Origin of the sequence: Pelosinus fermentans JBW45 (assembly GCF_000271665.2) — a bacterium.
GTDB lineage: Bacteria > Bacillota > Negativicutes > DSM-13327 > DSM-13327 > Pelosinus > Pelosinus baikalensis.
This window is the reverse complement of the sequence record NZ_CP010978.1, coordinates 1262677-1276005: the sequence shown is the minus strand read 5'-3', so window position 1 is coordinate 1276005 and position 13329 is coordinate 1262677. Positions and strand designations below refer to the sequence as shown.

Sequence of the window (13329 nt, the reverse complement as noted above, 5' to 3'; positions counted from 1 at the left end):
TGTGTTCTCCGTGGAACTCTGTGCCCTCTGTGTTTAGCGTTCTCCTTAATAGAAACTTATACTTCCTCTATTCATAAATAGGTCAAATCTAAATGAAGTTTTATTTCTTCGGCTTCAAATTCCATACTGAGCTGAGATACGTTCTTTTTATACAGAATGAAATGATTTTCGCCAACAATGGTAAGAGGAGGTGTGATTTGATAATGATAATCTGTTCCTGCTAATAAGGCTTTTGCCCTGCCAGCTATCATATTTACTAATTCAGCAACGCCATCATACAGTTCTTCATCTGCCAATTCAACAGAGGCAACGCCTGTCATAAAGGAAACAATCATCGCCGCATTTTCTTTGCTTAGTGCTATGGAAAGCAAGGCATTATGGGTACTTAAAATCATCATCACTCCTGTAATTTCGCTTTTATACCCTTTAGGAGCAGCTACTTTTTCTTGTATTGGGCAGAGTTCTACTCCAACCATAGTACTAAATACATCAGAAACAGACTCTGCTAAACATTTTTGCAAAAATATTTTTTTTTGCGACTCCATAGGCTACCTCCCTTCTCCCATACATTCTAATACTTTCTTCATTAGTTCCTCAATGGTAAAGGGTTTTACTAAGTAATTAATGGCTCCAGCCTGAATTGCTCTTATAATATTTTCTTTTTCACTCTCTGTAGTAACCATCATTACGGGTATATGATTAAGAGATGCTGTATTTTTAATTTTCTCTAGAAAAACTAATCCATCCATACCAGGCATATTCCAATCTAATAATATTAGAATAATATCTTCAGAAGCTCTCTCTAAAATGGTTAAGGCCTCTATCCCATCTGCGGCTTCCACCAATTCATAATCAAGTACCTCTACGCCACTGCGTATAATTTTTCGAATGATGGCCGAGTCATCTACGGATAATATTTTCATAACATCCACCCCTCACAGTATAAAAGTTAGCATTTTTATAATACTCGGCTTCAAAGTATTCGTTATAATCCAGGAATACTTCTGAATTTCCTAAAATTAACACACCCTTTTTAGTTAAAGAGTTCGTAATTTTCTTGACAATTTCCCTTTTTAATGCTTCTGAAAAGTAAATTGCTACATACCTAAAAAAGATCAAATCAAAGAATCCTAACCCTATAAAACTATTTTGCAAATTAAACTGCCTGAATTGAACGCTGTTTTTGATCTTCTCATCTAGCAGCCATGTACGTCCTTCTTGGCGAAAATATTGTTCTCGATAACCCAAAGTCATTCCACGAGCCATCGTTATATTGTCATACTTTCCTAGTTTGGCAAGCTGCAAAACTGTATGTGAAATATCGGTGGCTACGATCTCGAAGTGATTCAATGTAATATCAACAATTCCATGTCGCAGGAGATAACGATCAATACACATTGCAATCGAATAGGGCTCTTGCCCAGTAGCACAGGCAGCACTCCAGATACGAATCTTTCCGCCCATACCTTGCCTGATTGCTGCAATGTATTTCGGCAGCAACTGATCTTCTAGAACTTCCCAAGGCGTTTTATCTCGAAACCATAATGTTTCATTTGTTGTAATCGCATCAATGATTTCTTCTGTCAAAGCGGCTTGCTTCTGCTGACGCAGCATGTTATATAATTCTTCAAAGCTTGATAGGCCAAATCGTATTAAGAATTTGGAAAGTCGGCTCTCAATCAAATACGCTTTTTCATCTCGAATTACAATGCCGCAGTGTTCTTCAATATATTTCTGAAATAATTGAAATGCCTGGGAAGATAGGTGTCCATTCATCATCATCCCCCCTAATATATGTCTTTTTATTATCTCTTTATGTGGCTTTTAAGGTTGATTCTTATACTCGAAAGCGTTTTGCTAACGCTTCTAATTTCCCAGAAACCAAGACAAGCTCATCGGCAGCCTGGGTGGTCTCCACTCCCTTACTGGCTGTGTTATGTGAGGCTTTATTGATCTCATTCATACTAATGGCTATCTCTTCAACATTGGCAGCGATTTTCTGGGAAGTATTAGCTACCTCACTCATTTTTATCGACGCACCTTCTGTATTTTTAGCCAACTCCCCTGCTGTCAAGGAAAGCTCGCTAACAGAATGAGCAATTTCTTTCACTCCCTGTGTACTTTCCCCAGCCCCTCGGGCTACATGGCGAGATTTCTCTGCAATATCGCCAATTTCATTGGATATCAGATGTATCTTATCAGAAGCGACAATTACAGCAGAGGATATATCTCCCACCACGGTAGATTGTTCTGTTACAGCTGCTGCAATGTTATTGCTATTCGTATTCATCACATCAATAACCTGGGTAATACCGCACACCGCTTGTACTGCCTCTTGCATTTTATCTTGCATCGCCTCGATCTGGGCCCTTATCTCATCCGTTGCTCCTGATGTTTGCTTAGCTAATTCTTTGACTTCATTAGCCACAACAGCAAATCCTCTGCCTGCATCACCAGCACCTGCAGCTTCAATAGCTGCATTTAGCGCCAGCATATTGGTCTGGTCAGCAATGTCATTGATCAAATTAACTACCTTACCAATTTGTTTTGATACACCGCTTAAATTCTGAATAATTATTGTAGTTTCCTGTGCTCGCAACTCTGCATCTTTGGCTACGGTAATGGATTGCTGACAATTTTTTCCGACTTCATTTAAAGAAAGATTAATTTCCTTTACGGCAATTACCACATCGGATACAGAGCTTGATACATCTTTGCCAGAACCAGCAACTAGGCTGATGCCCCTAGATATTTTCTCAATTAGATTACTTACTTGATCCAAACTAACAGATGCCTGTTCAGAGGCAGAAGCCAGACTATGAATAGTTGAAGAAATTTCTTCTGTGGCGACAGAGATGGAATGGATATTTCCGTTTAACTCCAAAGATGCATTCGCTTCATGAGTCACACTTATATTGATTTCCTCTGTAGACTCACTGGCACTGTTAATAACAGCACTCATTTCTTCGCTATTCGATGCTACCACCTCCGCAACCATCAACATGCTATTGGAAGATTGATTCAAAACAATGACGGTGTCATAGATTTCTTTCGTCATTTGGTGCATCGTCTCAATGAGTTTATTAAAAGACAAAGTCAGCTGCCCTATTTCATCTTGAGAACTTGCTTTTCCCGTTATGGTAAGATTACCGTCTTCTACCTGGGACATAAGAGTTTGCAGTTCCTTCACTGGCTCTGTAATTTTCCTAGTTATAAATACAGCTAAACTCATAGCTGCCAAAAAGCCTATACCAAGTAAAATTGCCATATTCTTAATTGTCGCTTCTGCTTCTGCCGAGTTACTTCTTGCCGTTTCACCTGCATGTAGCATTTGTAAATCAATTAATCGATCAATAAGCTGAGTGAGTTCTAATGAAAATTGATTGCCTTGCCCGGCATAAATAGCATAAGCAGCCTGATTATCTCCTGCTTGGATAAGACGTAATACTTCATCCAAAATAACGCTCCACTTACCTTGTATTATTTTCAACTTATTGAATTCCTGTCGAACCATTGGCGATTTAATACTTTGTTCAAACTCCGCCAATTTCATATTCATCTTATTATGCAATTCATCAATAGAAGTACGATATTGTTTTTTCTTCTCTTTATCTGTTTCAATAATGGATTGACCGACAAGCACTCGAATCTGCTGATACGACATCGCTGCCTGGGCAAGTTCTCCCAGAGGAATGGTATTGACCTCATATAGCTGCTGATCACTCATTTTTATTTCCTTAATATTATGTATTCCCATTAACCCCATAAGACCCGCAATAAAGACAATCAGCATAAAACTAATCATTAGTTTTTTACCAATATTTAAGTTATTAAACCACTTCATGCCATTTTCTCCTTCCCGTGTTCCATTTATATCGCATCAAATATTTTATTTATATCTAGAATTAAAATAATTTCTTTATTAAACTTTACTATTTCCGATATAAATCGTCCTTGCAGATTCTTTATATTTGCTGGTGGTAATTCACACATATCAGGTGTTATATCAATCACTTCTGCTAGCTTATCAATAAAAAAACCTACATGATCTCCCTGAAAAAGCCCTTTTAGAATCATACATTTCGTTTTCTTATCTTCTTGTTTCTGATTTAAATGTAATATCTGGGTTAAGTCAAATAAAGTCACTACTTGTCCACGCAAATTCAAAAGACCTACTACGTGGGATGCCCCTCCTGGAACAGCCGTATACTTAACATTTCGATTAATTTCTTTAGCAAAAACTATATCGATGCCACACAAACTACCACCAAGATAGAAGGTCAAAATTTTTCCTGTCATGAAAGTTCTCCTCTTACAACTTGCACATCTGCCACTTTTTTCAATACATCTGCCTTATCAAATTTCAATTGGGCAACTGTTCTGAAGTACTCATCTCAAAGACTTCATGCAAATCCACTAACAGTACGATTTTTTCATTGATGATCGTCGATCCTAATAGTCCTTTTCCTTGGATATCCTCTTCTACCATCAAGGAGTCCACTTGTACTGTATCCTTTATTGTTCTTACCAGAAGACCCAAGGAAAGGGTATTCCCTTTAGGTGTAATCACATACATTTTCTCACCTGAATGTTCTTTAGAAACAACTGGCAGATACTGTTCCAATCGGATTAATTGCATGATATTACCTTGAGAATTATAGTATTGTTTATTCCCAATTTCTTCGATCTGGTGCGGGCTAATTTCGTTAACCCTTGCGATCATGGACAAATGCAGGCCAAAGATTTCTGGCCCGGAACATTGAAATAGCAATAAATTCTGCATCTCTTGTATTTGACTATCTAATGATACCATTTCCGAATGAGAACTTTCCACCCCTTCTTCGGAAAACACCAATTTCCCCATACTGGCAATCCCCTCAACATCTAGAACCATGGCAATACTGCCATCACCTAAGATCGTCACTCCTGAATACACTTTTACTTCTTTTAAATGATTAGGCATGGGCTTTACTAAAAGTTCTTCCTGACCATGAATGGCATCAACAATGATACCAAAGGTTCTTCTGGCAATTTTTATAATCAGAATTCGTGTAATAGGGCTTGATGCTTCGAAGTTTTTTTCCAAACCAATCACATTTGCAAGGTGAACAATGGGAACTAATTTCCCACGCAGCTGCAGTACTCTTTGCCCTTGGATCCACTGCAATCTCCCTGTCTCTTGTCCATCTACGATTCGCACAATTTCCTGTAAATGAGCCTGAGGCAAAGCAAAGCTATGCTTGCCAACTGCTAAAATGAGAGAAGGTATAATCGCTAAGGTTAAAGGCAGCAGCAAGCGAAAAGTCGTTCCTTTTCCTTTCAAGGTATGCAGCTCTACAGTACCGCCAAATTTTTCAATATTCGATCGGACCACATCCAAACCTACGCCCCGGCCTGAAATATCACTTACCTGGGAGACGGTTGAAAAGCCTGGTGAAAAGACTAATTCTGCCATTTTACTTTCACTGATATCCTTTGCTTCTTCCTGCCCGACCAGCCCTTTTTGCAAAGCTTGCTGCCTAACCTTCTCCACATCAATCCCTGCTCCATCATCCATGATATCGATAATCACTCGGCCACCTTCGTGCCGCGCTTTTATCTCGATCATTGCAGTAGGATCTTTCCCTAAAGCCTTTCGAGTCTCAGGCTTTTCTATGCCATGATCCAATGCATTACGTATCAGATGGGTAAATGGATCGATCAATCCTTCCAGAATAGATTTATCCATTTCCACTTCCTTACCTTCCATTTTCAGTGTAAGACTTTTCCCCAATTTCTTTGACAAATCACGTACTAAACGTGGAATGGAATGAAATAAAATGGAGATCGGCTGCATCCGGGTACGCATAATCTTTTCTTGCATTTCGGTGGTGGTATGATCAATCTTTTGTAAAACAGGCCGAATACCCGGTATCCCGTCCACATGTGCTTCTAATAATCGCAGTAATTGGTTTCTTGCCAGTACCATCTCACTAGACAAGTTTACTAGATTATTAAGTAAAGCAACATCCACTTTAATACGTTCTTCAGCCAAATCATTTTTAATTTTTTCTTCCGAAAAATCTAAAGCCTTCTGCTTACTCTTAAGTAAATTCTCTTCTTTAGGATAAGCTGACTTTTCCTCTATTTCCGATAATAGTTGAAAAATTTCTGCACTTTGAGTGGAAATGGAAAGCTCCTCAATATCTCTTGCATTGGCACCAATTGCCATTACCGCCAGTTCTTTTTCCAGCACAGTACTAAATAAAAATACTATTTCTTGCCTAGAGAATTTTTCTTCTTTTAAAAAATTCTTGTTTCGAATATAACTATTCAAGATAGTTCCAATGGACTGAATACTCTTTGACATATTGATAGAAAATCTCTCTACATCAATCTGTTGAGAATCAAATTCATGTACATATTTATATATTTTATGACCTTTCTTTCCCAATTCACTAATCATCTTGTTAGTGGCATTATCCCTGTGATTCTCTGCTGCTGTTTTCTGGGGTATTTGAGGAATGAAGGTCTCATCCGCAGCATCTAATCTTTCAATTAGCTGAGCATCTTTACCACTTATATAAATATGCTGCAGCCTTTTTACCAAAGAAGCAATATCTCGTTCTTCACTTATAGCGATGTGATCTAATAATTCCCGCAGCTCATCATTAGCCATTAATAATGCATCCACGATGTCAAGTATTAGAGCAAGTTCCCTGCTCCGTATCTTTCCAAGTACACTCTCCATGGCATGAGATAATTCAACGATTTTTTGAAAGCCAAAAAAACCTGCTGTTCCTTTAATATTATGCGCCGAGCGAAAAATTGCATTGATCACATTTTCATCATACTCTTTTTGTTCAAAGGACAGCAGTCCTGACTCTATCTTTTCTACATGTTCTTTCGCTTCTACAACAAATTCTTGAATCAGTTTTTCATCATTTAGCATGCTACCACCTCTTCCTAAGTCAAACAGCAATCCATCTATTTCTGCCTTCACGTTTCGCCCGATATAAAGCATCATCGGCTTTCTTGATCAACATCTCATAAGAGGAATCGGGATCTGGTATCATTGTGGCAACGCCTAAACTAATAGTAACATAGGGATTAATAGCAGAAGCACTATGAGGTATCTGCAACTCTTCAACAGCTAACCTAATTTTTTCAGCGATCTTTTTTCCTCCAGCATAATCCGTAGCATACAAAACAACTGCAAATTCTTCACCGCCATAACGTGCCTTTATATCTGAATTGCGTTTCACACTATGATCCAATACTGCTGCAACCTTTTTTAGGCATTCATCTCCTGCCAGATGTCCATAGGTATCATTATAAAGCTTGAAATAGTCTACATCAATCATGATAAATGTCATTATTTTTTTCTCGCGCAATGCGTGCCACCACTCTTTAGCCAAGTAGTTTTCCAAACATCGTCTATTGGCGATACCTGTAACTTCATCTTCCATGGAAAGATCTTTTAACTTTCCATTTACAGTCTGTAACTCCCGCATAATATTTTCCATAACTCGTGTAGTCTCGTATAAGGCGGCATTGCGCTGCTCTAATTCATATTGATAACTTAAAATACGGCTGCCAACGGATAATCGGCAACTCAGTTCTCTTGGATCAATTGGCTTAGTCAAAAAATCATCCGCTCCAGCATCAAAGCCAATAACCATATCTTCTATATCGCTTTTTCTTGCTGTTAGCATAATGACATACGTATGGGACGTTTTTGCGCCTTGTTTTATCCTCTTACATAGCTCCACCCCATCTATACCGGGCATAATCCAGTCTAAGAGCACAATAACAGGCTCATTAATAATCTGGAATATCTTCCATCCACTTTCACCATCAGCAGCAAGGGTCACTTCATATCCCCATTGCTGTACCATTTTTGAAAGGATGGTCCGAATGCTTTTTTCATCATCAATGATTAATACTTTCATTTGACCTCACCTTATTTTAAAATTATCTTCAGCTCTATACTCACAGCTATCTTACTACTATATAATGATTCGCCTTACTCCGCTAGATCTTATTAGATTTACCTTGCCTTCTACTCTAAAGAGATTTAGTCAAAAAATCAAGGAAATCATGCTTCCACTTTCTGACTATTTTGGTTTGACGATTATAACTTAACATGTAAATCACAAGTGTCCATGAGTAAATAATAAAAACCTCTCTAATATAAAATGTTCCCTACAGAGCAGACACTAAAGAAGTCTCCCCTGTAGGGTCTTTTTATGTATTATAGAAAGGTTTTTTATATTCAGTATGATTTTCTACATTCTAAATTGTCTAACAATTCCTTGAAGTTCTTCTGCCATTTTAGCTAATGCTTGGCTGGATGCAGCAATTTCTTCCATAGATGCCGACTGCTCTTCTGTGGCGGCAGACACGGTTTGTGTCCTGCCAACCGTTTCTTGACTAATCGTATCAATGTCGTGTACCGATTCCACAATTCGCTTACTGCCAGACGCCATTTCTTCAATAGAAGTTGAAGTCTCTTTTATATGCATCGCTAATTGGTCAATGAGTGCTGATATATCCCTAAAAGCTTGCCCTGCGGTATTAACCACTTGTGCTCCTACATTAACCTCATGGCTGCCTTCTGTCATCGCAACCACTGCTTCTTCGGTATCCGACTGGGTTTCCGTAATTAAATCGGCAATTTTCTTGGCTGCTTCTTGGGATTGCTCTGCCAACTTACGAACTTCCTCAGCAACAACAGCAAAGCCCCTGCCATGTTCACCTGCTCGTGCCGCTTCAATAGCAGCATTTAGCGCCAGAAGGTTGGTTTGAGCAGAAATTCCCGATATCGTATCGACAATCTGTCCAATTTCTTTGGATCGTTCTCCCAATCTCGTCACCACTTGAGCTGACTTAGTCACCGTTTTCTCTACGATTTCCATCTGACTAATTGCCGCATTTACGGCTTGCGTACCATCTTGGGTAGCTTTAGAGGTTTGATCGGATACGCCACTTATGATCGCTGAATTCTCGGCAACTTTCTCAATGCCTGCAGAAAGCTGCTGTACTACAACAGTCGTAACATTCACTGCACTTGCCTGCTGCTCAGCTCCTTGGGCTACTTCACTAATCGTCACTGCTACTTGATTCGTAGCTTGAGCCGATTGCTCTGCGCTTGCTGTCAGCTCTTCTGACGAGGCAGCAACTTGCTCAGATGAAGATGCTACCTGGCGTACCAAACGCTGCAAGCTGCAAGCCATGCTATTTAATCCGACCCCAATATCACCAATTTCATCCTGGTCTACCACCTTAATACTCTCTAGACCAAGATTTCCTTTTTCGATCTCATTTAGAAACATGCAAACGGATTTTAACCTTCTGGCAATTGCATTGGATAATCTCCAACCTAAGAACAGGCAAAGTAGAACAAAAAATCCTGTTAATGTGAAAATAACGATTCCCGCAAATCCAGCATACTCGTGTCCCTTACGATTCGCCTTTTCACTTTTATCTGACATGAAGTCAGCTAACTCCTTAAGAGTTGAATTGACTATTTCCAGTTTGCCGGCTGCCTGCTGGGTGAAGTAAGCATACGCTTCCTGCTTGCGCCCTTGCTGAGATAATTCGATAGCTTTTTGACGTTCTGTTCGATATTGACCGATTGCTTCTTTTAGCACTACTAACTTTTCCCGTTCGAAGGACCCCAAATTTTGACTTTCATATGCCTTTAATGTTTGGTCTGTTTCCGTCGACAACGATTTCATCTGAGTGACCAAGACATCTTCTCTTGCTTTGTCAAGATTACCAAAAATCATTTCCAGAATCATTCCATGGACGGCTCTAAAATTATGTCGAGTCTCATTTAACCTTTTAATCGACAACAGATTTTCACTATACATAATTTTCATTTCGTTACTCATCGTGTTTGTATAATAATATCCGATAGAACCAACTAAAAGTGTTGCAATTGATATTATTAAAATGATTGCAAGTATTTTCCCCTTAACCTTTAGCTTCACATAAACCTCCCTAAAGTATGTAAATGTAAAAATATAGCACCAGTCTAAGATACGCTGGTGCTAATTACAATTCTACATTGAATCGGCAACCTGGCAATCATAGGATATCTTCCCTTAGACCCACGGCTTTGCGTCCTTATCTTTGGATAAGTTTGCCACAATATATTTTTCCACTTAATATTACATTATATTACATAAACTGTCAACATATGCCAAACTTTTTAGAACGTTAGGGATATATAATTATTTACTATGTTTTCGACTCAAAAGAAAAGCTGTAATAACAGCCGTTAACGGTATAGAGCAAATAAGTCCGATACTTCCCGTGAGGGCCCTTGTAATTTCTGTTGCAACAATATTCAAATTCATAATGCGCATAAAAGACACATTATCTTGTGATGCGATCAAAAATACCAACGGCAAAGAGCTGCCTGTATAAGCCAGGATCAAGGTATTTGCCATAGTTCCCATAACATCGCGTCCAACATTGATACCCGAGTTGAATATTTCTCTAAATCCATAATGAGGACAGGACTGTTTGATTTCATATTGAGTCGATGCAATGGATATGGTAACATCCATAACAGCACCTAATGATCCTAAAATAATGCCTGCAAATAATACTTCTTGGAAGTTCATAAAGGTGAGGGTCGTAACCTTTAGCATCATTGCTTCTTCACTATCTAACCCCGTCAGATGCATCCAAGAAATGGAGATAGCAGCTAATACACCGGCAATCACTACACCACCAACGGTTCCTAAAATAGCACCCCAGGTCTTTGAGTTCCAGCCACTAATGGTAATTTGAGTAATGGCTGTAATCACTGCGCAAACAAGCATCGTGGCAATGATAAAGTTCCAATGGTAATTTAAGATCAAGGGAATCATACCTTTAAGAATAATAACTATTGAAAAGCAAATAACAAAAATAGTTTTGATGCCTATGGTCTTCCCTAGAATTAATAAGGATAAAATAAAAAGACCAACTAGAATATACGTGGGAAAAAGACGATTATAATCCGCAATATGATACTGTTTTTCATTTTGCACATCACTCACTGCAAGAATAATTTTATCACCAGGGCTGGGACTAATATCAAATAAAGGTTGATTCGTAATATAATTAATGCTTTGCACTTGCTTGCCGGACTCTGCCCCTGATGTGAGCAGGATTGTAACTAAACTTTTACTGCTGATACCCACTTTTTTATTGGGTGCTACATCCAAAGATTGTATTGATAACACCACGCCATTCACATACTCAATGGATTCAGCATTGCTTCCTGCCCCTAGAACGGGCACGGTACCAAAAAGTAAACAGGCTATGAGAGCGATAAGAATATAGCTGGGAAAAATACGTTGTAAATTCATTTTTAAAAGATCTCCTTGTTCTAAAAAATGTAATGTACTATCTTTTGAGAATTTCGACTACCACCTACATATTCTCCTGCAAATCGAATTAAGCAATACGAAAAACACTAATTTCTTCGTGACCTTCGCGGTTCATTTTTTTTGTATAAATTATAAACTCTAATATAGTAAAGAAAAACTAGGCACCTATTCGTCATGAAAAAAGTACCTAGCTAGGATAAAGCCCTATTTAAAAAGTCATGTCCGATTTTTAATTATAATCGAAATTGAGAAACGACTACTTGTAATTCATTTGCCATACTAGCTAAGGATTGGCTGGAAGATGCAATTTCCTCCATAGAAGCAGATTGTTCTTCTGTTGCCGCCGAAATGGTCTGGGTATCTCCTGCTGTATTACCTGCTATGCTTTTCACACTATCTACAGAAGAAACAACATCACCGCTGGAAATGGAAAGTTTCTCAGCAGCTGTACCAATATCCTGGATCTGACCATTTAGTTGCTGAATCATTGTAGTAATAGCATGAAATCGCTCACCAGCACTCGTAATAATCTCTGTGCCTTTCGATGCTTCAATCGTTCCCTGATTCATGGCTGCTACTGCTTTGCCAGTCTCTGCTTGGATATCACGGATAATGACAGCGATCCTTTGCGCTGCTTCTTGCGACTGCTCAGCTAACTTTCGGACTTCATCCGCTACCACTGCAAAACCTCGTCCTTGCTCGCCAGCTCTGGCTGCCTCTATGGCAGCATTAAGCGCCAATAAGTTGGTCTGCCCGGCAATGCCGCTGATGACATCGACAATTTCACCAATTTGCTGCGAACTTGTCCCTAATTGCTGTACGACTTGTGCTGATTGGGCAACGGACTCTTCAATGATCTGCATTTGTTTCGTTGCCAGATTCACTGCATCTGTGCCATCACTTGCCACCTGAGCCGTTTCCTCTGATTTTGCAGATACCTGATTGGCATTGCTGGCAATATTAGTAATAGCTGACGCCATATCTCCTACGACTGAAACCGTTTGTTCTACTGTCACCATTTGACTAGATGCACCACTGGCTACATTAGTAACCGTTTCAGCAACTTGTCCTGCCGCTTGAGCGGACTGCTCAGAACTGGCTGTCAATTCTTCACTGGCTGCTGCTACTTGCTCAGCAGATTTTGCTACCTGTCCTACCACATGGCGTAAATTATCAGTCATAGCCGTAAATGCTTGAATCATATCGCCAATCTCATCCTTGGCAGAATATTGGATATTAATCACTCGCAAATCACCGCTGGCGATACTTTGCGCTGATGCAGCTACTTGCCCAAGAGGTTTAGAAATGCGCCGTGCTAAAAAGAGTGCCAAAATACAAGCTAAAATCAAGATAATCACATCTAAAAGTCCAAGCAACATCTGAATACGATCTGTTGCATTAACATTCTCTTGAATCCTAAGATCCATACGTTCGGTTAAAAACTTTACAGTATCACTCATATTTTTTTCAGCTGCTTGGATTTTTGCTCCTGAAGCAGCTACTGCTTTTAAGGCTTCCTCTTGACCTAAGGTCTTTCGAGCATTAATTCCTTGATCAGAAACCTTATGATATTCAGCTAGTGATGCTCGCAGAGTAGCTACCTTTTCTTTGCCTTCAGGTGTAATTAACTTCTTTTCCAAGCTAATCAGAGTGGCCTCCATATTTTTCCTAGAGGCTTCATACCCTTGAATATATGTAGGATTCATCGTTAAAATATACCCTCGAACCTGGGATGATTGAACATTTAATTCAATATTAAGATCCTTAACCTCGACTACTAAAGGAACGCTTCGCTTTAGCACATTATCATAGCCATCTTGCACATTATCAATTTCATAATATGTATATACGTTAAGCCCTGTAAAAGCTATAACGATCATAATACATACAAATAGAATTTGCTTGCTTATTGATATCCGCATAAAATTCTCCCACCTTATCCCCTAAATAGATTTGTTAAAAA

At 39.0% G+C, this 13329-nt stretch carries 10 protein-coding genes and 1 riboswitch; all 10 genes read right to left on the bottom strand.

Going from position 1 to position 13329, the window contains the following annotated elements; translation table 11 throughout:
- Positions 1-71: 71 nt before the first annotated feature.
- The 10 genes from JBW_RS05200 to JBW_RS05155 all read right to left on the bottom strand — a co-directional run bounded on the left by JBW_RS05200 (position 72) and on the right by JBW_RS05155 (position 13288).
- Entirely contained in the window at positions 72-545 is a 474-nt protein-coding gene (locus JBW_RS05200) for a chemotaxis protein CheX (protein ID WP_007955755.1), read from the bottom strand.
- A gap of 3 nt (positions 546-548) precedes the next feature.
- Positions 549-923, bottom strand: coding sequence for a response regulator (locus JBW_RS05195; protein WP_007955753.1), 375 nt, complete (start codon positions 921-923; stop codon positions 549-551).
- Positions 901-1776 (bottom strand): CheR family methyltransferase, encoded by an 876-nt coding sequence (locus JBW_RS05190; protein WP_007955751.1) that lies wholly within the window; start codon positions 1774-1776, stop codon positions 901-903. The genes JBW_RS05195 and JBW_RS05190 overlap by 23 nt, the downstream gene beginning before the upstream one ends.
- Positions 1777-1837: 61 nt before the next feature.
- On the bottom strand, positions 1838-3844 hold the full coding sequence (locus tag JBW_RS05185) for a methyl-accepting chemotaxis protein (RefSeq protein ID WP_007955749.1): 2007 nt from the start codon (positions 3842-3844) through the stop codon (positions 1838-1840).
- A 26-nt stretch (positions 3845-3870) separates the two neighbouring features.
- Entirely contained in the window at positions 3871-4299 is a 429-nt protein-coding gene (locus JBW_RS05180; RefSeq protein WP_007955747.1) for a chemotaxis protein CheW, read from the bottom strand.
- A 64-nt stretch (positions 4300-4363) separates the two neighbouring features.
- Complete coding sequence (locus JBW_RS05175) at positions 4364-6982, bottom strand: chemotaxis protein CheA (RefSeq protein ID WP_235334143.1); 2619 nt, start codon at positions 6980-6982, stop codon at positions 4364-4366.
- Positions 6951-7931 carry a diguanylate cyclase domain-containing protein gene (locus JBW_RS05170; RefSeq protein WP_007955743.1) on the bottom strand — a complete coding sequence of 327 codons (981 nt, stop codon included), beginning with the start codon at positions 7929-7931 and terminating at the stop codon, positions 6951-6953. Before JBW_RS05170 ends, JBW_RS05175 begins: the two co-directional genes overlap by 32 nt.
- Before the next feature lie 336 nt (positions 7932-8267).
- Positions 8268-9974: a methyl-accepting chemotaxis protein gene (locus tag JBW_RS05165; protein ID WP_007955741.1), complete on the bottom strand. Its 1707-nt coding sequence runs from the start codon at positions 9972-9974 to the stop codon at positions 8268-8270.
- An 81-nt stretch (positions 9975-10055) separates the two neighbouring features.
- Positions 10056-10141, bottom strand: a riboswitch (cyclic di-GMP riboswitch).
- Positions 10142-10217: 76 nt separating this feature from the next.
- Positions 10218-11345: a YibE/F family protein gene (locus JBW_RS05160; RefSeq protein WP_007955738.1), complete on the bottom strand. Its 1128-nt coding sequence runs from the start codon at positions 11343-11345 to the stop codon at positions 10218-10220.
- A gap of 254 nt (positions 11346-11599) precedes the next feature.
- Positions 11600-13288 (bottom strand): methyl-accepting chemotaxis protein, encoded by a 1689-nt coding sequence (locus JBW_RS05155; RefSeq protein ID WP_007955736.1) that lies wholly within the window; start codon positions 13286-13288, stop codon positions 11600-11602.
- Positions 13289-13329 lie beyond the last annotated feature (41 nt).